Source organism: Neorhizobium sp. 05N33 (assembly GCF_056397445.1).
In genome coordinates this window covers 140,763-163,294 of record NZ_JBFTNK010000008.1, presented here as the reverse complement: position 1 = coordinate 163,294, position 22,532 = coordinate 140,763, and the positions used below count along the sequence as shown (strand labels likewise).

The following is a 22,532-nucleotide window of genomic DNA, read 5'->3' as shown; positions in this document are numbered from 1 at the left end:
GTCCTTTAGAGAACGGGTGCGACGAAGCGGTGCCGGTGCAGCATGCGCTTGTCGCGGGGGTCGGGATTGGGAACGGCGGAAATCAGGCTCTTGGTATAGGCCTCCTGTGGCGCCGTGCAGATCTGCTCGGCCTCGCCGAGTTCGACAATCTTGCCGCGATGCATGACGGCGACACGATCGCAGAAATAGCGCACCACCGAAATGTCGTGCGAGATGAAGATGAAGCTGAGGTTCAGCCGCTGGCGGATATCGAGCAGCAGGTCGAGGATCTGGCTGCGGATCGATACGTCGAGCGCTGACGTCGCCTCGTCGGCGATGATGATGCGCGGATCGAGCGCCAGCGCCCGGGCAATGCCGATGCGCTGCCGCTGGCCGCCTGAAAAGGCATGCGGATACCGTTCCATGCCCATCGGATCGAGACCGACGAGGCGCATCAGTTCGGCGACGCGTTCCTCGAGCGCCTTGCCCTTAGCGAGACCGTTGATGATCAGCGGGTCGCCGATCACTTCCTTGACCGTCATGCGCGGGTTGAGCGAGGCGAACGGATCCTGGAAGACGAGGCGGACCTCCCGGTGGAAGCCGCGCAGCTCCTTCTTGGTCAGGCGGGTGACCTCGATCTCGCTGCCATCCTTGTTGTGGTAGACGACGCTGCCTGTCGTCGGCTCGACGGTGCGCAGGATCAGCCGGCCGAGCGTCGTCTTGCCCGAGCCGCTTTCTCCGACGATGCCGAGGTTTTCGCCGGGATAGAGATCGAAATTGGCGTCGTCGACGGCGCGCAACGAACTGGTCTTGCCGTGCCAGCCGAACGTCTTGCCGAGATTGCGGACCGAAAGGATCGGCCGCAGCGGCTGCGACGACAGGGCCACCGCCGGCACCCTGCCTTCGACATGCCGGGTGAGCTTCACCGTCGAGGCGAGAAGCTGGCGGGTATAGGGATGCTGTGCGTCATGGTAGATCGCGTCGACCGGCCCGCGCTCGACGATATGACCGAAGCGCATGACCGCGACGTCGTCCGCCACTTCGGCGACGATGCCCATGTCGTGGGTGATCAGCAGCATCGCCATGCCGCGCTCCACCTGCAGCCGTTTGATCAGGTCGAGGATTTCGGCCTGGGTGGTGACGTCCAGCGCCGTGGTCGGCTCGTCGGCGATCAGGATATCGGGATTGCCGGCGAGCGCCATGGCGATCATCGCCCGCTGGCGCATGCCGCCGGAAAATTCGAACGTGTAGCGGTCCGCCATCTGGTCCGGATTGGGGATTTCCACCTGGCGCAGCAATTCGACCGTTTTCGCCCGCGCGGCGCGTTTGTCGAGATCGCTGTGCAGGCGGACGGCTTCGGTGATCTGCGAGCCGATCGTATGGACCGGCGACAACGAACTCATCGGTTCCTGGAAGATCAGGCCGATCCTGCGGCCGCGGATGGCGCGCATGGCCTGGCCATCCGGGTCGAGCCTGGCGATGTCGGTGACCGCGCCGGCGTTTTGCAAAAGGATGCGCCCGTCGACGATGCTGCCGGGCCTGTCGACGATCTGCAGCAGCGAGCGGGCGGTGACGCTCTTGCCCGAGCCGCTTTCGCCGACGAGGCAAAGCGTCTGGCTGCGCTTCAGCTCGAAGCTGACGTTCTCGACGGCATGCAGGATATGGGTTCTCAACCGGAAATCGATCGACAGGTTCTCGACGGAGAGGACGGTGTCTTCGGCAAGATCGGTCATGGTTACCTCCTCAATTGTCATAGGGGTCGGCGGCATCGCGAAGGCCGTCGCCGAAGAAATTGAAGGACAGCACGGCGACGATCACGGCAAGCGAGGGCCAGATCAGCAGCCATGGCGCGGTTGCCACCGTGCGGATGTTCTGGGCGTCCTGCAGCAGCACGCCCCAGCTGACGACCGGCGGTTTCAGGCCGATGCCGAGGAAGGAAAGCGAAGTTTCGGCAACGATCATGGTCGGTACGGCAAGCGTGACGACAGCGAGGATATGGCTGGTCAGGGACGGCAGGATATGGCGGAAGATCAGCCGTTTTTCGCTCGAACCGTCGAGCATGGCGGCGGTGACGAAGTCTTCGCTGCGAAGGGCGAGGAAACGGCCGCGCACCTCGCGCGCGAGACTGGTCCAGCCGAGCAGCGAGACGATGATGGTGATGACGAAATAGACGTTGACCGGCGACCATGTGAGTGGGATCGCCGCAGCAAGGCCGAGCCAGAGCGGGATGGTCGGCATGGCGCTGACCACCTCGATCATGCGCTGGATCACAGTATCGACCCAGCCGCCGTAAAAGCCCGATATCGAGCCGAGCACGACACCGAGGACGAGCGACATGACGACGCCGACGAGGCCGATCGACATGGAAATCCGCGTGCCATAGACCAGCCGCGAGAACACGTCGCGCCCTAGGCGGTCGGCGCCGAGCAGGTACATCGGGTCGTTCGGATTGATCGGGCCGATCAGGTGGCGATCCATCGGGATCAAGCCCCAGAGTTCATAGCGCGGGCCTTTGACGAACAGGCCAACCGGCACGACCTTGGTGTCGTCGACCACGAAGGTGCGCCGCAGCGCCACCTTTTCGATCTCGACCTTGTAGCCCTTCACATGGAAATTGAACTCCGAACTGCCGTCCGGCTTGGTGACGAAAAAGCTCAGGCCCTGCGGCGGCGCATAGGTATATTGCGGCCGAGAGGTCGAAGGCAGGCTGGGCGCCAGGAATTCGGCAAACAGGCCGATCAGATAAAGCATCAGGATGACCATGCCGGCAAACATCGCCACCTTCTGGCGGACCAGCTTGCCGGCGATCAGCTTCCAAGGGCCGACGGTTGCGGTCGAAACGGTCTTGCCGGCTTTCAGCGGACTGATCGAAGGGCCGTCGGCGACGGTGTGGACGGGGCCGGAATAGGTTTCGAATGTTTCGTGCGTGCTCATGCCGCCTCCCTCAATTGAACCGGATGCGCGGATCGAGCAGCGCCAGCAGCAGATCCGATAGCAGCATGCCGACAAGGGTGAGGGCACTCAAAAGCAGGATGAAACTGCCGGCGAGATACATGTCCTGCGACACTAGAGCCCGGAACAGCAGCGGGCCGGCGGTCGGCAGGTTGAGGACGATGGCGGTGATCGTCACGCCGGAGACCAGATGCGGCAGCACCCAGCCGATCGCCGAGACGAACGGATTGAGGGCGATGCGCACCGGATATTTGAGGATGACCTTGTATTCCGGCAGGCCCTTGGCGCGGGCGGTGATCACATAGGGCTTGTGAAGCTCGTCGGTCAGGTTGGCGCGCAGGACGCGGATCAGCGCCGCCGTCCCTGAGGCGCCGATGATGATGATCGGGATCCACAGATGGGCGAGGAAATCGCCGACCTTGGCAAGGCTCCAGGGGGCCTCGGCAAATTCAGGAGAGTTGAGGCCGCCGACGCTCTGGCCGAGATAGCGGTAGGCGAAATACATCAGCACCAGCGCCAGGATGAAGTTCGGCACGGCAAGCCCGATGAAGCCGAAGAAGGTGAAGACGTGGTCGCTGATCGAGTGGCGGCGAACGGCGGAATAGATGCCGATCGGCAGCGCGACGATCCACACGAACAGCAGGCTCAGAAGCGAGATGACCAGCGTCGAGCCCATCCGGCCCCAGATCAGGCCGGAGACGGGCTGGTTCCACTCGAACGAATAACCGAAGTCGCCGCGGCTGACGATGCCCCAGATCCATTTGAGATACTGGATGTAGAAGGGGTCGTCGAAGCCGTAGATTTCCTTCAGCCGCTCGATCTGGGCCGGATCGACCGCCTGGCCGCTGTCGCTCATCGTGGCGATCATCGACGTCAGGTAGTCACCCGGCGGCAGCTGGATGATCAGGAACGATATCAGCGACATGCCGAACAGGGTCGGGATCATGTAGAGCACGCGCTTGAAGATGTAGCCAAGCATCGGAATAGTTCTCCTCCCGTTGAAGGCACCGCGCAGGCGCCACCTTCGGATCTCCATCCGCTCCCGGCCCTTTGAGGCCGGCAACGCTCCTCAATTTAGTCTCTCACCCTATTTCCAGGTGAGATGCAGTACCTCCAGCCGCTCTATTCCCGGCACGTCCACCTCCGCGCGTCCATCCTTCACGCTGAAACTTGCCGCCCGGTCCGCAACCACCAGCCAGGCTTTCGCCACCGACTTGCCTTCTGGAACTTCCACCGAAACGGTCTGGGCCGCCAGAGGGTAATTCTCGCGTATCGGGCCTTTCATCATCATCGGGTTGGTGAGGTTGAAGAGGCTGAGCGCGATACCCTCGGCGTTTTCCCTAAGCGCGAGGTCAATGACGCCCGGGCCTTTGACGGTGACGCGCGGGGTCTTGCCGAGCGCCCAGTGGACGGCGTTGGACAGAAGCCGGGCGTGATCGACGGCAAAGACTTCCCAGAAGATTTCACCGATATTCCAGGGAATATAGACCGTGCGCCCACCTTTGCCGGTTTCGCGGGCGATGACCGCCGCCCCTTCCGGGTCTTTACGCGGATAAACTTCCTCCATCGGCAGGTCCGGGAAATCGGGCACGTAGAGGAAGGGTGTTTCAGCGCCCGCAGCAGGCTCGACATGGATCAGCCTTGTGCCGCCCATGATCCGCTCGGCGCCGTCGAAACCCTTGTTGACCGGGTGGTCGCCGGACAGCGCCACATAGGTATTCTTGACGATGCCGCGCGGGCCGGAGACGAATTTCATCCCAAGCACGTCCGACAGGCCGAATTCGGGCCGGGTCTTGCCGAATTCGTCGCGAAGCGAGGTCTCGTAGGAGGCAACGACGCTGCCGCCGCGCGCCACATAGGCGCGGATCGCCTCGTTCTGCGCGTCCGAAAGGCAGGAGGCGTTGGCGAGGATGATCACCTTGAAGCGGTCGAGATTGTCCCTGGTGAGCACCTGATCGGACAGGAGTTCGAAGGGCAGGCGTGCCTCGACCAGGGCGTGATAGACGCCGAGATCGTGTTTCTCCGCCGCGTGGCGTTCTTCCGGCGCCCAGTGGCGCAAGGTCGTCGACGGGTCGATCACGGCGATTTCCGCGGTCGGCGTCATGCTTTCGAGCACCGGCTCGACGGCCGACTGCAGCACGAAAGCCTCGGCAACCGGCTCCACCCAGCGTTTGTCGGGCACCACGCCGTTGAATTTCGTGAACCAGGCGAAAAGCCCATGGGCCGTGCCGTTGTTGATCCACAGCTGCATTTCCTCGCCGGAGGTCACCGCATCCTTCCAGCGGTATTCCTCCTCCGGACCGATCGAGGTGATCAGCACCACGGGGCGATCGGCGAAGGTCGCGCGGATGCGCTTGCCGTTGCGGCCGGCCGACCAGCCGAGCTCCAGCCCCTTGCGACCCTGGTGGTCGACGACGAGGAAGGGGCAATGTTTGGTGATGACGGAGAGATCGAACTCCATCAGCGACGCGCCGCTCATGTTGGGAATGAAGCTCGCATGCGGCCGGATGGCTTTGACCGCATCGTCCCACTGGGCGATCATATCGGTCAGCACCCGGCGGCGCCATTGCAGCCAGGCCTGCCAGGCCGGGTCCTCGGCATCCGCCTTCTTGGGCAGGGCGTAGCCGGACATGTCCTTGAAACGGCGGGCGCTATCCTCGCTGTAGTCGACACCATGGCCCTGCCAGCGATTGGCGAAGATCGCATCGATATCGTATTCGCGGACGATCTCCTTCACCACCTCCGGCATGAAGACGGAATTGTAGTCGCCATAGGCGTTGGCGACCCAGACATCCGGATAGGCCCAGTGGCGGCGCGGCGTGCCGTCGGCATTGATCATCACCCATTCCGGATGGGCCTTTGCCGCATCGTCGTGGATCGCATGCGGATCGACGCGGGCCATGACATGCATGTCAAGCTTGCGGGCCGCATCGACGAGCGCGCCAAAAATGTCCTTGTCGCCTAGATATTGGCTGACGTAGTGATAAGGGACCTTGCTTGGATAGTAGGCGATGTAGCCGCCGGCGCTGAGGCAGACTGCGTTGGATTTCGTGCGCTTGAAGACGTCGATCCAGAAGGCGGGGTCGTATTTGTCCGGATCGTCCTCGACGAAGGTCAGCTGGGTCCAGCGCGTCGCGGTCCTGAACCAGTCCGGGGTCCGCAAGGTATCGGTGTTCTGTCGTCTCGCCTCAAGCATGATAGCGTCCAATCATCGGAAAAGGGGTGCCCTCGGCGCCGGCCGGGTGAGACCGGCGCCCGGAAAACATCGGAATGTGCGAGGTCGTCAGACCTTGTAGAACTGCTCCGGCATGGTCGGGGCGGGGGTCGGCCAGCCGAACGAATTCGGCATGGTCTTGGTGATGTTCTTCATGTTGTTCTTGACGATGCCGTAGCCGTCCGGCGGCTGCGAAATGCCGAACACGTAGAAGGTTTCCGCAGCTCCCTGCAGGAGCTGTTTCATGATCTCGCGCTGGCCTGCCTGGTCCGAGGTGGCCTTCAGCTTGTCATAGAGTGCAAGCTGCTTCTTGGTGTCTTCCGGCGGTTCCTCGGCATTGGCGTTCTTGGGATCGAGATACCAGAGCTGCCAGGCCGGGGCATACATCGCATTGCTGTCGGTCGGCACGTAGTAGCGCGGATCGAGCATCGCCGCGACGCCGCCATTGGCGCCGAACTGGTGCGCAGTGGCGTCGAAGTCGCGGCCCTGGCGAACGCGGGTCTCCCACAGAGAGCGGTCCATGGTGCGCATCTGCGCATCGATGCCGACCGCCTGGAACATCGGGATGACCAGCTGGAAGAGATCGAGGAAGATCGGCCGTGCCTGGTCGATCTCGAAGATGATCGTCAGCCGCCGGCCCTTCTCGTCGAGACGGAAATTCTGGCTGTCGCGCTTGGGGATCAGCTCGTCGAGCATCGCGTTCGCCTTGTCGACGCTGTACTCGGTGAACTGCTTGGCGAGCACCTCATTATAAAGCGGGTCGCCTTCCTTGATCGACGGCTGGGCGGGGGCGCCCTGGCCGACCAGCACCGCATCGATCAGGGTCTGGCGGTCGAGCGCCGTCGACAGGGCCGCGCGGAACTTCTTGTTGCGGAAGAGCTTTCGCTTCGTCTCATCATTGTGGTTCAGGTTGAAGATGAAGTTCATCACGTTGGCCTCGGTGGAGGTCAGAGTGTAGAAATCGTAGCCGCCCTGCTTGCGCGCGTCGTAGAGAACCGACTTGTTGTTGGGGGTGGCGATATACTGGTCCATCAGGTCGATTTCGCCCTGCATGCATTTCAACAGCAGTACCTGCGGATCGGCGACCATCTGGTAGACGATGCGGTCCATATAAGGCAGCTGGTTGCCCTCGGTATCGACCTTCCAATAGTAGGGATTGCGCTCGGCCACCACTCGTTCGGTGTTTTCGCCCGGCGCGATCGTGAACATCCAGGCGTTGAGGCAGGGCTTCTTCGAGGAATTGAGGAAGAAGGCGTTGTCGTCCTGGAAGCCGGAGGCAGACTGGAATGCGGCGATCCAGCTCTGGAAACCGCGCTGTTTGGCCAGCTCATCCGCCTTCGGATTGTAGTCGATATGGAACTGTTCGAGATAGTGCTTGGGGCAGCGGGTGGTGTGGTCCAGGTTGGACCATGCGACCTGCAACGGGAACATACCGTTAGGTTTTTCGAAGATGACCTTGAAGGTCTGCTCGTCGACTACTTCCAGCTTGGCGGGCTTGCCAGCGGTTTTCCAGTGGCCCTGGCTGGTGACGGCGACGCGCTTGTCGGTGAGCACCGTGTCATACCAGAACTTGACGTCGGCCGTGGTGTAGGGATGCCCGTCCGACCATTTCATGCCCTTGCGCAGCCGGATGGTGTAGACGGTCGAGTCCGCGTTGCCTTCGAAGGCTTCCGCGACATTCAGCGTCACGCCGGACCAGTCCGGCGTATAACGCAGCAGCGGTTCATAGGCCTGGTAGCGGAACAGCATGGAGAGCGAACCGCCGCCGACCAGCGCCAGCTTCCAGTCGCCTCCGTATTTCCCGACGCTTTCGACCGGCTTGATGACAAGCGGGTTGGCGGGCAGCCGGTCCTTGACAGGGGGCAGGGCGCCGCTGGCGACCTTGTCCTTCAAAAGGCTTGCTTCCTTGTAGTCGACGGCTAAGGCCGGCAGGGCCGGCAAAATCAAAACGGCCGAAGTCCCGGCCAGAAACGCGCGACGTTTCAGCTTGATCATGGGTGTCTCCTCCACACAGTCCCCGCCGTCACCTATTATTTCCCTTGGGCGTGGATAACGAAAAGTTTGCATTCGAATACTGTTAGGTAAAGTGTTATGTAGCGTTGTTTGGCAAAATTGCGTTTTGCAGTGCAGCAGTGTAGCCACACGGTAGCTGCAGGGGGATGGGCAATGAAGAGCAGGGGGCGGGTTACCTTACAGACCATCGCGCGCGAGGTCGGCCTTTCGAAATATGCGGTATCCAGATCGTTATCGGGCAAGAGCGGCGTCAGCGAGGAAACCCGCGAGCGGATCCGCGAAACAGCCCTGCGTCTCGGCTATAGCAAGCCCGCCAGCCAGACCACGCCGGGCGATATCGCGGTGGTGTTTCACGATCTCGATCCGGTCAATAGCGAGCTGCACATGCAGATCCAGAACGGCGTCCAGGCAGAGGCGCACAGGCTCGGCATGGCTCTCAGGATGTTATGGACCCATAGCCAGGGGCAGCTTGAAGAACTGGCCCGAACCTGCGCCGGGCTGCTGCTGGTCGGACCTCACGACCGCGAGGCGATCCGCGCCGCCATGGCGACCGGCACTCCGATCATCCGGTTCGGCTGGGTCGATCCGCTGGAGGATGCCGATCAGGTCTCCGGCACCGACCACGAGGCAGGACAGGCGGTGATCCAATACCTGGTAGACCTCGGTCACCGTTCCATCGCCTATGTCCATGGCACACCCGGCTATCGCGGCCGCCGCGAGCGCTTTTATGGCGCCCGCGAAATCGCCGAACGTCACCCGGATGTCACGTTGCATGTCCTGCAGTTCGAGGAGGAGAATGGTTTTGCCGAAACCTATCGCGCACTGAAGGAAGAAGGCGCGCGACCGACCGCCTTCTTCTGCGCCCATGACGGCCTGGCGCTTACCGTCGTTTCCGAGCTCCTGGGCCAGGGCTATCGCATTCCCGATGATGTCTCGGTGGTCGGTTTTGGCGATTTTTCGCCGGCAAAACAGATCTCGCCGGCGCTGACGACGGTGCGCATGGAAGGCCAGGAATGCGGAGCTGTCGGCCTGCGGCTGCTGCTCGAGCGGATCGAGAACCCGCGCCAGCCGGGAACCCCCGCCCGCAGGGTCCAGGTCGCGTCGAGGATCATCGAGCGCCGCTCCACCGGGCCATGCAGGGACCCGGCGCATCCACGCGATCGTGCGGCGCCTCGGCAGGAGCCGCGCATTGTGCCGGTCTGACGGAGCAGATCGGTGCTCCGCTGGCGGACCGACTTCGAGGCCTATTTGAGGCTCTTCATATCCACCATGTCCATATCGGTGAAGGACTGGTTATCTCCGGCCATGCTCCAGATGAAGGCATAGGCGCCGGTGCCGGCGCCGCAATGGATCGACCAGGGCGGCGAGAGCACGGCCTGTTCGTTGCGGATGATCAGATGGTTTGTCGCCGCCGGACGGCCCATCAGGTGAACGACGAAGGCGTTTTCCGGGATCTCGAAATAAAGATAGGCCTCCATCCGCCTGTCATGCAGATGCGCCGGCATGGTGTTCCAGACGCTGCCGGTTTCCAGCCGGGTCAGCCCCATCAGCAACTGGCAGGTCGGCAGCACCTTCGGATGCAGGTACTGGTAGAGCTTGCGCTTGTTCGATGTGGCGCTATCGCCGAGATTGTTCTCGATCGCTTCTGCGCTGCTGATGACTTGCGAGGGTAAGGCGGCGTGCGCCGGCGCGCTGTTGATATAGAATTTCGCGGGCGCAGCCGGGTTGTCGCTCTCGAACAAGATTTCCTTCGTTCCCATGCCGAGATAGAGCCCGTCCATCGGCTGGAGCGCGTAAGCCCTGCCATCGGCGATGACGCGGCCCGATCCGCCGATATTGATGAGGCCAAGCTCGCGGCGTTCCAAGACGTAATCCGCGCCGACAAGTTTCGCCAGTTCGCTGCCGATGCCGACGCTTGTCTGTGTCGGCGTGACGCCTGCCACCAGCATGCGGTCGTAGTGGGTATAGACAGCCTGCAATGTCCCCGCGACGAAGAGATCCTCGATCACGAAATTTTCGCGCAGCTCCGCACTCGTCATGCGCTCCGACTGGCTGTAGTGAACGGCATGGCGCGTTCGGACATCGATCGTCATGGTCTGTTTTCTCCTGTTTTTTGGCGCGTACGCTGCTATCGCTTGAGGGCAGCGATGAGCTCGACCCGGCCCTCCGGCTGCGCAGACTGTGACATCATCGATTGCGTGTCTAGCAGCGTTTCCGCATAGGCCATCATCATCGGTCCGACACCCTTGATGTCGTCGGCGCGGATTTCCTCGGAGAGGTAGTAGCCGACGGTGCCGTCGCGATAGCGGCCGTTGAAGCCTCCGAGACCTGCGACGCAACAGATGTTATGGAGCCTCAACCGTCCATCCGCATCCTGGCGCAGTTCATGTCCGACGAGCGATTGCAGGCTCGCTCTACCGGCCTCGGAAACACCGGCCGGCCCGCCGAGCCGCGCGAGCTTCTGGAGGAAATAGGAGAACATCGCCGTTGCCGAGCTTTCCGGGTAGTTCTGGGCCTCATCCGGCCGGTCGATGACCTGCAGCCAGCGGTGATCCGCGGTGCGAAGGGCGATGATCCGGGACGCCAGCGCCGCGGCGCGGTCGGTCAGCTCCCGCCGCGCTGCGCCGACGGGCAGGTTTTCGATGATGTCGACGAAGGCCATTGCCAGCCAGCCGATCGATCTTGCCCAATGGGCCGGCGAAAGGCCGCTTTCGGCATCCGCCCAAGCCTGTTGCCGGGCCTCGTCGTAACCATGGCGATAAAGCTCCGCCTGCCGGTCATAGGTAAGGTCGAGTGCGGCGGTGAACTGCCGAAGCGCCTCCTCGACCATCTGGGGCTCGGAAGCTGCGCGGGCATATTCCACCTTGAAGGGCAGCGCCATGTAGAGCCCGTCCAGCCAGATCTGATGCGGGTAGCGCAGCTTGTGCCAATAGACGTCGCTGCCGGTGCGCGGATGCGTTTCGAGCTGCCGCGCCAGCGGGGCGGCGGCATCAAGCCAGCGGCTCTCGCCGGTCAGCCGATGGAGAAAGACGAGGGCCCGGCCGGGCAGGATGTTGTCGATGTTGAACTCGTCGATCTCGTAGCCGACAAGCCGGCCCTGTGCATCGATCTGGCCGCTCACCAGCCGGATGAGGTGATCGAGCCACGACCGTTGGCCGGTCGCCTCGTAAAGCGCGATCAGGCCGCGATAGAGGCAGCCGTCCTCGTAACACCAGGCGCCGCCTTTGTAATATTCATAATCGCGGGCGTAAGTCTCGAAATAGTCCTGAAGCATCGGATTTCAGTCTTGAGCTGGATGAATGGAAACCGGAGAAAGTCGCGCGAGGCGGCTGAAAACGGCGTTTTCCGCAACGATCCCGGCATGCCGGAGCGGCAGGAGAAGAGAGGCCATTTCCGGCACCTCGGCCTCGGCATCCGGCGCGAAGGAGACGGTGTAGTCTTCGAAGGCAATATCCCGGATTGCCGCCTCCGGCAGTCCGTAGAAGACGGCGGCGGCCGTTCGCGCGCCCGAAACGGTGACGTTCTTAACGGTGATCGAGCTGATGCTCGGCGTTTCCACGGAGACCGGTAGCGGCGACCGGGACTGGACGTAATCGGACCGGCCGTCGGCATCGCAGAAGTAGAAGGAATTGACGGCGACCGGGGTTGCAACGTCCTCCATCAGGCTGTCGGTCAGCCGGATGTCGGCGACCGTGCCGCCGCGTCCCCTGCGCGTCTTGATGCGCAGCCCGCGGTCCGTGCCCCTGAAGTGGCAGTTGCGGATGGCGATGTCGCTGATGCCGGCGCTCATCTCGCTGCCGATGACGACCGCACCGTGGCCACGCTCCATCAGGCAGTTCTCGATCCGCACATGCTCGGTCGGGCGGTCGGGTCCGCCGAACGGGCTGCGTTTGCCGGCCTTCAGTGCGATGCAGTCGTCGCCGACCGAAATGTGCAGGCCGACAAGATGGATATCGGAGCTGCTTTCGGGGTTGAACCCGTCGGTATTCGGAGAATCCGGATCGTTCTTGATCGTCAGGTCCGCCGCGACAAGCCCCTTGCAGAGGACCGGATGGACCGTCCAGGACGGCGAGTTGCGGACGGTGAGGCCGGAAAGCGTGACATTTTCGCAGGCCGAAAGGAAGACGGTACGGGGGCGTCTGGCGCCCTGGCGGGTCTCCTTCGGCCATGACCACCAGTCGCCACGATCACCGCCGCCGTCGATAATGCCGGTGCCGGCGAGATGAACATTCCGGCAGTCGATCGCGTTGATCAGGCTGGCGTAACAGGGCTCGGCCACGCCTTCCCAGGTGCCGAGAATGCGGCCATCCGCATGGCGCGCCGGCAGGATCAGAAAGTCTTGCCTGCTGGCGATCGCCGCGAGCTCCGCACCGTCCTCGACGAGCAGGGTCATGCCGCTCTTGAGGAAGATCGGGCCGCTCAGCCAGCGCCCGACCGGTATTCTCAGCGTGGCTCCGGGAGCGAGCACCGAGATGGCCCGCTGGATCGTCGGCGCGTTGTCTCGTGCATCCGTCGAGGCGCCGAAATCGCGGATGTCGATCAGGGCCGCTTCCTGCCGTGTGATAAATTCGAGCCGGGCTTCGCCTGCATGCAGGTGATAGGTAGCTCCCGGCTCAAGGGAGGCGACGGTGAAGACGACCTTCGACGTCGTCCCCTCGGCCACCAACGCGCCATCGAGCCTCCGAACCTGCCAGGCAAGCGCTTCCTCGCGCGTGTGGAGATGCCTTTCGGCATCGACGCGGAAGGTCGCGCTGCGGGGGCCGGTGATCAGGAGTTCGATGGCGACGTCCGTCACGTCCTCAGATCCCCGTCAGCGCTTGGTTGATGCCGGCGATGATCTCGGTTGCGGCATCCTTGGAGGATTGCTGGCCATAGGCGAAGGCTTCGAAATTGGTGTCGAAGACTTCGGTGACGCGCGGATGCTCGTTGAGCGGCGAGACGCCGGGGCTGGTCGGCTCCATCACCCGCTTGTAGGCTTCGATCTGCACCGGCTTGATCTTGCCTTCCTTGGTCAGCGTATCGAGCGCTATCTTGCTGGACGGAATGCCGCGCGTGGCGCCCATGATCTTGACCGCTGCCGGATCGTTGAGCAGGCAATTGAGCACCTGGGCCGCGCCCTTCGGGTCCTTGCTGTTCCTGGAGATCGAAAACAACATGGAGGGCTTGCGATAGACGCCGTCGGTCTTGGCGCCCTCGATGGTCAGGAGCTTGACGGGAACCAGTTCCTGGCCTTTTTCCATCGGCGTTGCGATCTTGCCGTAGGTGCTGTCCCACTGATAAGTGCCGGCGATCTGGCCCTTGGCCCATTTCTGGTTTTCATGCAGCGGCGTGTTGCCGCCGGCGGCGACCTGTTTCCAGCTCTCGATGACGCCCTTGTCGACCAGGGTCTTGTAGAATTCCAATCCTTCGACGAGTTCGGCTTCGCTCCAGGCGACCTTGTTGGTGGCCGGGTCGATCAGGTCCTTGCCGGTCTTCTGGGTGGTGCGCAGGATCACCATCAGGCGGGCATCGAGGGCGGCACCTTCGAAGGGATAAAACTCCTTGCCGAGCTTTTCCTTCATCTTCGGCGCTGCGGCGATCAGCTCCTCCCAGGTCTTCGGAATCGGGATGCCGGCCTTGTCATAGGTGGTCTTGTTGAACATGAAGACCCGGCCGGTGGTGGAGACGGAAATGCCGTTCAGCTTGCCCTTGACGGTGCCGCTGTCGAGGTCCGGCTTCGACCACTGGCTGAGGTCGATGATGTCCTTGTACTGGTTCAAATCGGCAAAGCCGTCGCCGTTCTTGGTGAACAGCGGCAGCCAGGGCCAGTTCACCTGCATGATGTCGGCCTCGGTGCGACCGGCGAGCTGGGTGGCGATCTTTTCCTGATGGCCTTGGAAGCCGGTGAATTCAGGCGCGATCGTGTGGCCGAACTTGGCGCCGCAGAGTTTCAGGGCCTCCTGGGTTGCGATATGGCGGTCGTCGCTGCCCCACCAGGACATGCGCAGATCCGAAGCGAATGCGGTCGAAAGGCTGGTGGCGGCAAACAAAGCCGCCGTCATGAACATGGTTCTCATTTTGGCTCCTCCCAAGTTGGAACGATGACGTTTCAAATCGCCAGGCTGATGTTTTCCCCGGACTGGCGGTCGAACAGATGGACGCCCTTCGGATCGGCCGAGAGCCAGACCCAGTCGTCGCGAAGCGCGCCGCGGTCGTAGGACGCGGACGGCACGACGGCGATGAGGCGTTTCGGGCCGATGTCGACATAGAGGTAGACTTCGTGGCCCATGAACTCGATATGGGTAAGCTTGCCCCTGATGGTGCCGGGCGTTTCAGCTACGGCGATCCGCAGATGCTGCGGGCGGATGCCGAGCGTGACGTGCTCGCTGCGTCCGGAAATCCGCTTGGTGAACTCGTCGCCGAGCGTGATCAGCTGTTCCGCCGCCCGCACGCTGTTGTCGCCCTCGAACGTGCCGTCGAGGAAATTCATTTCCGGGCTGCCGATGAAGCCGGCGACGAAGGTGTTGGCCGGGCGGCTGTAGAGCGTCACCGGGTCGGCGACCTGCATGATGTGGCCGTCCTTCATGACGCAGATGCGGTCGCCCATGGTCATGGCCTCGGTCTGGTCATGGGTGACGTAGATGACGGTCGCCTGCTGGTTTTCCGCCTTCAGCCGCTTGTGCAGGTCGGTGATGCGGACGCGCATCGAGGCGCGCAGCTTGGCGTCGAGATTGGAGAGCGGTTCGTCGAACAGGAAGACCTGCGGTTTCTTGATCAGCGCCCGGCCGACCGCGACGCGCTGCGCCTGGCCGCCGGAGAGCTGTTTTGGGAGACGGTCGAGCAGCGGGTCGATCTCCAAGAGGCCGGCGACATGGCTCGTCGCCTGCTCGATCTCGGCACTGGGACGGCGCTTCAGCCGCATGCTGAAGGAGAGGTTCTTGCGCACCTTCATATGCGGATAGAGCGCGTAGTTCTGGAAGACCATGGATATACCGCGGTCGCCCGGCGTCTTGTCGTTGACCAGTTCGCCGCCGATGCGGATCTCACCGCCGGTGATCCGTTCCAGCCCGGCGATCATCCGGAGCGTGGTGGACTTGGCACAGCCGGAGGGGCCGACCAGCACCATGAACTCGCCATCCTCGACATCGAGATTGATGCCATGCACGGCGCGGAAGGTACCATAGTCTTTTTCGAGGTTTCTCAGCTGAAGACGCGCCATGTGACTATCCTTTGATCCCGCCGGAGGAGATGCCGTCGATGAAATATTTCTGGGCGAGGAAGAAGACCGCGAGCGCCGGCGCCAGCGACAGCACCGACATTGCCAGAACGCGGTTCCATTCGAAGGCTTCGGTCGTGTCGATCGACAGTTTCAGCGCCAGCGAGATCGGGTATTTTTCGACCGAGGAGATATAGATCAGCGGGCCGAGGAAGTCGTTCATCGTCCACATGAACTGGAACAGGCAGACCGAGATCAGCGCCGGCATCAAGAGCGGCACGACGATGAAGATCAGCGTCTGCCAGGTTGTCGCTCCGTCGACACGGGCGGCCTCCTCCATGTCGCGCGGGATGGCGCGCAGGAACTGCACCAGCATGAAGACGAAGAAGGCATCGCCCGCCAGCGCCGAAGGCACCCAGAGCGGCAGGTAGCTGTCGAGCCAGCCGAGATCGCGGAAGATCAGGTATTGCGGAATGCGGGTGACCACGTTCGGCAGCAGCAGCGTCGCGATCAGCGCGGAAAACAGCACTTTCTTGAACGGAAAATCGAAACGGGCGAAACCGTAGGCGACCGCCGTACACGAAATCGCCGTACCGATCACCTTCGGGATGACGATCCACAGCGTGTTGACGAAGAACGTGCCGAAGGAATAGGGCGTCGAGGTCTTCCAGCCCCTGATATAACCGTCGAGCGTCGGGTGTTCCGGCCAGAAGCCGGGATTGGAGAAGATCTCCGAATTGGTCTTGAACGATGCGCCGATCAGCCAGATCAGCGGATAGAGCATAAGCAACCCGACCAGGGTCAGCAGGGCGTAACGCAGCACGGCATTGAAGCGGTGGCGGCGTGTTTCGCGGCTGCGGACGACGTCGATGTCGCGGGCTGCTGGAGAATTGGAGAGGATGTGATCGGTCACGGTCAGCTCCTCTTGTCGCCGGCGTAATAGACCCAGTGGCGCGAAGACCAGAAGGCGATGAGGGTGAGGGCCATGATGATCAGGAACAGGACCCAGGCGATCGCCGAGGCATAACCCATGTCGAAGCGCTTGAAGGCCTCGTCATAGATGTAGATCGGCAGGAGATAGGTGGATTTCAAAGGCCCCCCTTGGGTGATGATGTAGGGCCCGTTGAACTCCTGGAAGGCCTGGACCATCTGCATGATCAGGTTGAAGAAGATCACAGGCGTGATCAGCGGCAGGGTAATGTAGACGAAGCTCGTCCATTTGCTGGCGCCGTCGATCGAGGCGGCCTCGTAGAGCGTCTTGTCGATGCTCTGGAGGGCGGCGAGGAAGATCACCATGGCCGAGCCGAACTGCCAGAGGCGCAACAGCGTGATGGTGAACAGCGCATTGGTCGGGTCGCCGAACCAGTTGACCGGCTCGAAGCCTATGAGGGCGAGGCCCATGTTGACGAGGCCGACATCGGCGAAGATGTAGCGCCACAGGACCGCGATGGCGATTGAGCCGCCGAGGATCGACGGCACGTAATAGGCCGTCCGGAACACGTTGATGAACTTCAGCTTGTAATTGAGGATCACGGCCATGAAGAGCGCGAAGACGAGCTTCAGCGGCACCGTCGTGAACACGTAGATCAGCGTCACCCAGAGGGATTTGCGGAACGTCCGGTCGTTGGTGAACAGCCTTATATAATTCTGCAGGCCGGTGAAGACCGGCTCGTTCATCAGGTTGTAGTTGGTGAAGCTCAGATAAAGCGACGCTAGGAAGGGGAGCGCCGTGAACACCAGCAGTCCGATGATGAAGGGCGACAGGTAGAACAGCCCCAGAAACTTGTTGTCGCCGCTCATGCCGGCTGCCCCAATCCGGCCGGCGCTTCCGGCAGGCGCAGCATCTGGCCGGCATGCGCGGTGACGGTTCCGTCACAGGCGACGTCGCCCGTGGATTTCGTCGCGCAGTTGAGCGAACCGCCGCCGATAGAGGCGACGTTGAACGAAGAGACACTTGCTATATTGTGCATCGCGACCTCTGGCTCTTCTATCTGCGGACACGCCTGATCCCTCAGGCTTCCGCAATTGAAGCGCCATTTCCTCCCATTAATGTCTCAGGCGTGTTGAGTTTTCAGCTCCCGGGCTGATATTCTCATTTTGCCAGCCAGATCAAATCGACGAATTCGGGGAAAAGGATGGATAAAATCGAAGGTAGCATTCTGTCTGCCATTCCGATGAATGCGATGGCGTTGACGCTGACGCGTTCAACCATAAGGATGCAGCATTCGCATACCTGGGGCGTCGACAAATCGAACAGCGTGCACGACCTGATCATCTGCCTGACGGGTTCGGCGCGCTATGAGGTCGAAGGCGAGACGATCGACATGGCGCCGGGCAGGGCGATGCTGCTGCCTGCGGAAACCTGGTTTTCCGGCCATTCGACCTCGCTGGAGGCCTATACCGGCATCGCCCAGCATTTTACCCTCGACCTCTTCGGGCGGCTCGACCTTATCGCTCAGATGAACCTGAAACATGCCGTCACGCTCGCCCGGTGGGAGATGATGGAGCCGCTGACGCGCTATTACCACGACAACGCGCCGCCCTATTCGACGACGCTCCTCCAGCACCATCTTTTCATGTTCCTGTTGATCGAGTTCATCGAACAGGCCCATATCGGCTGGAAAGAGCAGTCGGTCGGCAATGTCAACAATCCGGATGCGCTGTCCTTTTCGGTGATGGTGGCCGCGAGCCAGATCGCCGCCGATCCGCTGGGCGAGGAGATCGTCGAAAGAACGATCAACTCGGCGCCCTATAATCCGGATTATTTCAAGCGGGAGTTCAGGAAGCGGGTCGGCTGGACGCCCGACAAGTTCCAGGAATTCAAGCGGATGGAGCGGGCCATGGGCCTGATGGCCGGCGGCTGCACGGTGAAGCGAGCCGCCGAGCTTTCCGGTTATACGGACGCTTATTATTTCTCCCGCATGTTCAAGCGCTATATCGGCATCAGCCCGCAGGGCTACCAGCAGTCAGAAAAGCGCAGCCGCGAGGGTGCTTTCCCAAGAGGTGAGGAGGATGGCCAGCTGATCTATCCGCTGACGCGCTGATGATGGCCCAAACATAAATCAGTCATCTGCGAAAGTTTGACGATCGATTGCGACGGCGTTTTCCGCGGTGCGAAGCTTTGCCTCATCCCGAGGGCTAAATTGGCTGGAGCTTTCGGAAGACGACTATCCTACTCCTTAACGGGAGCGCGGATCGAGAGCGTCGCGGAGACCGTCGCCGAGGAGGTTGAAGGACAGCACCGTCATGAAGATCGCCATGCCAGGCCAGAGCGCCATCCACGGTGCGTTGGTGAGGAAGCGCTGCGCCGAGTTGAGCATCGAACCCCAGGAGGGGGCGGGCGGCTGCAGGCCGAGGCCGAGGAAGGACATGCTGGCCTCCGCGATGATCGCGGATGCGATGGTCAGCGTCGCCTGAACCATCAGCTGCGGCAGGATGTTCGGCAGGATATGCCGGACCGCGATGCGCCATTGCGGATTGCCGACAGCACTTGCCGCTTCCACATATTCCTCCGCCTTGATCGACAGAACCTGGCCGCGCGTCAGGCGAATGAACAACGGCATAGCCGTGATACCAATCGCCAGCATCGCATTGGTGAGGCTTGGGCCGAGAAAGGCGGCGAATGCGATCGCCAGGATCAAGAACGGGCAGGCGAGCATGGCGTCGGTGAAACGGCTGATCAGCCCGTCGATGAGGCCACCGAGGAAACCTGCTGCAAGTCCGAGCGGCACGCCGATCGCCATGGCGATGCCGACCGAGGTGAGGCCGGCCATCAGCGAGGCGCGGGCGCCCCAGATGATGCGCGAGAGCATGTCGCGGCCGGCTTCGTCGGTGCCCATCCAGTGGAGGGCGGACGGTGCCTTGCGGACCGCCGTCCAGCTCTGGGCGGCCGGATCATAGGGTGCCAGAAGCGGCGCGAAGGCCGCGACGAACACCATGATCAGCACGACGACCAGACCGACGAGGGCGCTCTTGCGTTTCGAGAGCCGCCGCCACAACCGTCCCCGGAAGAAGGCCGAGACGGGATTGATCGATGTCTTGGGTTCGGAGATCGTCAGCACGGTCAGCTTCTCAGTCGGGGGTTGACGAGGATGTATCCGATGTCAGCCAGGAGGTTGAGGATGATGTAGAAAATCGACGTGACCAGCACGACGCCCTGCACCACGGGATAATCGCGGGTGAAGACCGCATCGACGATGAGCTTGCCGAAGCCGGGGATCGTGAAGATCTGCTCGGTCAGCACCGCACCGGAGAGCAGAGCGCCGAATTCCAGCGCGCCGAGCGTGATGATCGGCGTCAGCGCGTTGCGCATGGCGTGCTTGAAAACCACGACCCATTCGCTGAGGCCCTTGGCGCGGGCGGTGCGGACATAATCGCTTTCCAGCGCCTGCAGCATGGCGCTGCGGGTATGGCGCATGATGACCCCGGCGATCGCCGATCCCAGCACGAAGGCCGGCATGATCGTCGTCGAGAGGTTCATCCTCCAGTCTTCCCAGGGACTGACGAAGCCGGATGCGGGCAGCCAGCCGAGATAGACCGAGAAGAACATGATCAGCATGATACCGAGCCAGAAGTTCGGCACCGAAATGCCGGCGAGCGACACGACATTGGTCATGTAGTCGATGGGGGTGTTCTGGCGAAGTGCCGAGATGACGCCGCCGGCAATGCCCAGCACCAGCGCGACGACGATACCCATGACCGCGAGCTGCAGAGTGACCGGCAGCTTGAGGAGGATGAGGTCGAGGACGGGCCGGTTGTGGCGCATGGATTCGCCGAGATCGCCGGTCAACACGCCTTTGACCCAGAAGATGTACTGGACGACGACCGGCTGATCGAGATGGTACTGTTCCCGGATGGCGGCAAGCGTGGCCTCGTCCGGATTGTCGCCGGCAAGCACCAGCGCCGGATCGCCCGGCAGGAGATGTTGGAGCGAAAAGATGATCAGCGACAGGAGAATGACCGTCGGGATGAGCTGCAGCAGGCGGCGGGCGAGAAGCGAGGACATGGCTTAGCTCTCCGTTGCCGTTAGTGCCGGACGCGCGGCCATCGCCTCGAAGGCTGCGAACAGCTTTTCGAGTTTCGGATTGCGCGGCTCGCGGATATGGTCGGCGTCCTGCGCCGGCAGCTCGCGCCAGAAGGCGCAGGCATTGGCGTGGCCGTTCGGCTCGATATCGAGCGCCATGCTGACTGTCTGGCATTCCGGACGCGCATGCGGGCAGCGCGTGTGCAGCCGACAGCCTGGCGGCGGAGCGATCGGGCTTGGCAGGTCGCCGTGCAGGCGTGCGGCGCGGGACCGGTGCTGGCTCGGCGGTGCGGCGACCGGAATGGCCGACAGCAGCGCGCGCGTATAGGGATGGCGGGGCGTCGAGAAGATCATCTCGGCGGTGCCGAGCTCGACCACCTTGCCGAGATACATGACCGCGACGCGGTCGGCGATGTGCTTCACCACGCCGAGATCATGGCTGATGAACACGAAAGCGAGACCAAGCCGCTTCTGCAGATCCTTCAGAAGATTGAGGACCTGCGCCTGGATCGATACGTCGAGCGCGGACACTGCCTCGTCGCAGATGATCGCCTTCGGCTCGGAGGCAAGCGCACGTGCGATCACCACACGCTGGCGCTGGCCGCCGGAAAATTCGTGCGGATAACGGTTCGCCTGTTCCGGACGCAGGCCGACCATTTCCAGGAGCTCGGCGACGCGTTTGGGGCGCTGGCCGGCGGGTACGATGTTATGCAGCATCAGCGGCTCGGCAATCGTCTGGGCGATCGTCATGCGCGGATTGAGCGATGCATAGGGATCCTGGAAGATCAGCTGCACATGCCGGCGCTGCTTGCGCATCACGGCATGGCTGACATTGGTGACGTTGTGACCGTCGATGAAGACTTCGCCGGAGGTCGGCTTGATCAGCCGGATCAGCATGCGGCCAAGGGTGGACTTGCCGCAGCCGGACTCGCCGACGACCGCAAGGGTCTCCCCCGGCATCAGCGAGAAGGTCACGTCGTCGACCGCGCCGACTTCAGCCAGCGGCCGCCCGAAGACGGTGCGCTTGACGACGAACTTCTTTCCAAGACCGCGGACCTCGATGATCGGCGTGCCGGCGGGAGAGGAGGGCACCGGCTTGATCATGGGACGAGGTCCTCCATGGGCGCGCGCCAACAACGGCTGAAATGTCCCGCAGACACTTCCATCAGGCCGGGCATTTCGGCACATTTGTCGATGCGGAAGGGACAGCGGGCCTGGAAACGGCAGCCCTTGGGCGGATTGGCCATGTCGGGCACGGTGCCGGTGATCGCCACCAGTCGCTCGCGTTTTTCGTCGAGGCGCGGCAACGAGCCGAGCAGGCCGATCGTGTAGGGGTGCTCGGGAAATGTGAAGAGCTGTTCGACCGAACACTGTTCGACCACCTGGCCGGCATACATGACGATCACGTCGTCGCAGGCTTCGGCGACGACGCCGAGATCGTGGGTGATGAGGACGATGGCGGTTCCGGTCTTTTCCTGCAGTTCGCGCATCAACTCGAGTACCTGCGCCTGGATGGTGACATCCAGCGCCGTGGTCGGCTCGTCGGCGATCAGCAGTTCCGGATCGCAGGCGAGCGCCATGGCGATCATCACGCGCTGGCGCATGCCACCGGAAAGATTGTGCGGATATTGGTGATAGCGGGTCTCGGGCGAGGGAATGCGCACCAGCCGGAGCATGGCGATGGCGCGTTCGGTCGCCTCCTTCTTGGAAATCGGGCGGTGGCGCAGGATGACTTCGTTGATCTGCTCGCCGACCGTATAGGACGGGTTGAGCGAGGTCATCGGCTCCTGGAAGATCATCGCCAGCCGGTTGCCGCGCAAGGACCGCATCGCGCTCTTAGTCTCGTCGAGCAGTTGGCGCCCGTCGAAATTGACCTTGCCGGAAATGCGCGCGGAGTGTTCGGGCAGAAGCCGCATGACGGCAAGCGAGGTGACGCTCTTGCCGGAGCCGGACTCGCCGACGATCGCAAGGGTGCGGCCCTTCCGGACGGTGAAACTGACGCCGTCGACCGCGGTGACGGTCCGCGCGTCGCCTTCGAAGGCGACACGCAGGTCCGTCACTTCCAATACGGGCGTAACGGCATCGTCAGCCCGAACGGATCGGGCTGACGGGTTGCTGAGGATATCTTGAGACGTGCTCATCGAAGCTCGATTGCC

The 22,532-nt window shown here is 62.4% G+C and carries 19 protein-coding genes; 2 read left to right on the top strand and 17 right to left on the bottom strand.

The window, feature by feature from the left end; all coding sequences use genetic code 11:
- Positions 1–5: 5 nt before the first annotated feature.
- The 5 genes from AC1DLT_RS20400 to AC1DLT_RS20380 form a co-directional block, all read right to left on the bottom strand.
- A complete protein-coding gene (locus tag AC1DLT_RS20400) occupies positions 6–1,712 on the bottom strand; it encodes an ABC transporter ATP-binding protein (RefSeq protein ID WP_477487950.1) in 1,707 nt (568 codons plus the stop codon).
- 10 nt (positions 1,713–1,722) lie between these two features.
- Complete coding sequence (locus AC1DLT_RS20395) at positions 1,723–2,913, bottom strand: ABC transporter permease (protein WP_477487949.1); 1,191 nt, start codon at positions 2,911–2,913, stop codon at positions 1,723–1,725.
- Between the two features lie 10 nt (positions 2,914–2,923).
- The gene (locus AC1DLT_RS20390; RefSeq protein ID WP_040124307.1) at positions 2,924–3,910 is read right to left on the bottom strand and encodes an ABC transporter permease; all 987 of its coding nucleotides are present in this window, start codon (positions 3,908–3,910) and stop codon (positions 2,924–2,926) included.
- Between the two features lie 108 nt (positions 3,911–4,018).
- Positions 4,019–6,127: a family 10 glycosylhydrolase gene (locus AC1DLT_RS20385; protein ID WP_477487948.1), complete on the bottom strand. Its 2,109-nt coding sequence runs from the start codon at positions 6,125–6,127 to the stop codon at positions 4,019–4,021.
- Positions 6,128–6,214: 87 nt separating this feature from the next.
- Positions 6,215–8,140 carry an ABC transporter substrate-binding protein gene (locus AC1DLT_RS20380; protein WP_477487947.1) on the bottom strand — a complete coding sequence of 642 codons (1,926 nt, stop codon included), beginning with the start codon at positions 8,138–8,140 and terminating at the stop codon, positions 6,215–6,217.
- A gap of 171 nt (positions 8,141–8,311) precedes the next feature.
- Between AC1DLT_RS20380 and AC1DLT_RS20375 the strand changes: the two genes are divergently transcribed.
- The gene (locus tag AC1DLT_RS20375) at positions 8,312–9,361 is read left to right on the top strand and encodes a LacI family DNA-binding transcriptional regulator (RefSeq protein ID WP_477487946.1); all 1,050 of its coding nucleotides are present in this window, start codon (positions 8,312–8,314) and stop codon (positions 9,359–9,361) included.
- Positions 9,362–9,402: 41 nt separating this feature from the next.
- On the opposite strand, the gene kduI is transcribed toward AC1DLT_RS20375, so the two are convergent.
- The 8 genes from kduI to AC1DLT_RS20335 are packed head-to-tail and all read right to left on the bottom strand — an operon-like array spanning position 9,403 to position 17,323.
- Positions 9,403–10,251: a 5-dehydro-4-deoxy-D-glucuronate isomerase gene (kduI, locus tag AC1DLT_RS20370; protein WP_477487945.1), complete on the bottom strand. Its 849-nt coding sequence runs from the start codon at positions 10,249–10,251 to the stop codon at positions 9,403–9,405.
- 35 nt (positions 10,252–10,286) lie between these two features.
- The gene (locus AC1DLT_RS20365) at positions 10,287–11,432 is read right to left on the bottom strand and encodes a glycoside hydrolase family 88/105 protein (RefSeq protein WP_477487944.1); all 1,146 of its coding nucleotides are present in this window, start codon (positions 11,430–11,432) and stop codon (positions 10,287–10,289) included.
- Between the two features lie 6 nt (positions 11,433–11,438).
- On the bottom strand, positions 11,439–12,953 hold the full coding sequence (pglA, locus tag AC1DLT_RS20360) for a polygalacturonase PglA (RefSeq protein WP_477487943.1): 1,515 nt from the start codon (positions 12,951–12,953) through the stop codon (positions 11,439–11,441).
- Positions 12,954–12,957: 4 nt separating this feature from the next.
- A complete protein-coding gene (locus AC1DLT_RS20355) occupies positions 12,958–14,214 on the bottom strand; it encodes an ABC transporter substrate-binding protein (protein ID WP_041364245.1) in 1,257 nt (418 codons plus the stop codon).
- Between the two features lie 32 nt (positions 14,215–14,246).
- Positions 14,247–15,356 carry an ABC transporter ATP-binding protein gene (locus AC1DLT_RS20350; protein ID WP_477487942.1) on the bottom strand — a complete coding sequence of 370 codons (1,110 nt, stop codon included), beginning with the start codon at positions 15,354–15,356 and terminating at the stop codon, positions 14,247–14,249.
- Between the two features lie 4 nt (positions 15,357–15,360).
- Positions 15,361–16,224 carry a carbohydrate ABC transporter permease gene (locus tag AC1DLT_RS20345; protein WP_477488013.1) on the bottom strand — a complete coding sequence of 288 codons (864 nt, stop codon included), beginning with the start codon at positions 16,222–16,224 and terminating at the stop codon, positions 15,361–15,363.
- 44 nt (positions 16,225–16,268) lie between these two features.
- Positions 16,269–17,153: a carbohydrate ABC transporter permease gene (locus AC1DLT_RS20340; protein ID WP_477487941.1), complete on the bottom strand. Its 885-nt coding sequence runs from the start codon at positions 17,151–17,153 to the stop codon at positions 16,269–16,271.
- A complete protein-coding gene (locus AC1DLT_RS20335; protein ID WP_477487940.1) occupies positions 17,150–17,323 on the bottom strand; it encodes a hypothetical protein in 174 nt (57 codons plus the stop codon). Before AC1DLT_RS20335 ends, AC1DLT_RS20340 begins: the two co-directional genes overlap by 4 nt.
- Positions 17,324–17,488: 165 nt before the next feature.
- Here AC1DLT_RS20335 and AC1DLT_RS20330 point away from each other — a divergent pair, with 165 nt between their 5' ends.
- The gene (locus tag AC1DLT_RS20330; protein WP_477487939.1) at positions 17,489–18,397 is read left to right on the top strand and encodes a helix-turn-helix domain-containing protein; all 909 of its coding nucleotides are present in this window, start codon (positions 17,489–17,491) and stop codon (positions 18,395–18,397) included.
- A 135-nt stretch (positions 18,398–18,532) separates the two neighbouring features.
- Here the strand turns inward: AC1DLT_RS20330 and AC1DLT_RS20325 are convergent, their stop codons facing one another.
- From AC1DLT_RS20325 to AC1DLT_RS20310, 4 genes are read right to left on the bottom strand one after another with little or no spacing between them, the layout of a single operon-like run.
- Complete coding sequence (locus AC1DLT_RS20325; RefSeq protein WP_477487938.1) at positions 18,533–19,414, bottom strand: ABC transporter permease; 882 nt, start codon at positions 19,412–19,414, stop codon at positions 18,533–18,535.
- A 2-nt stretch (positions 19,415–19,416) separates the two neighbouring features.
- Entirely contained in the window at positions 19,417–20,358 is a 942-nt protein-coding gene (locus AC1DLT_RS20320) for an ABC transporter permease (protein WP_477487937.1), read from the bottom strand.
- Between the two features lie 3 nt (positions 20,359–20,361).
- Positions 20,362–21,480, bottom strand: coding sequence for an ABC transporter ATP-binding protein (locus tag AC1DLT_RS20315; RefSeq protein ID WP_477487936.1), 1,119 nt, complete (start codon positions 21,478–21,480; stop codon positions 20,362–20,364).
- On the bottom strand, positions 21,477–22,517 hold the full coding sequence (locus AC1DLT_RS20310) for an ABC transporter ATP-binding protein (protein ID WP_477487935.1): 1,041 nt from the start codon (positions 22,515–22,517) through the stop codon (positions 21,477–21,479). Before AC1DLT_RS20310 ends, AC1DLT_RS20315 begins: the two co-directional genes overlap by 4 nt.
- Positions 22,518–22,532: the final 15 nt, after the last annotated feature.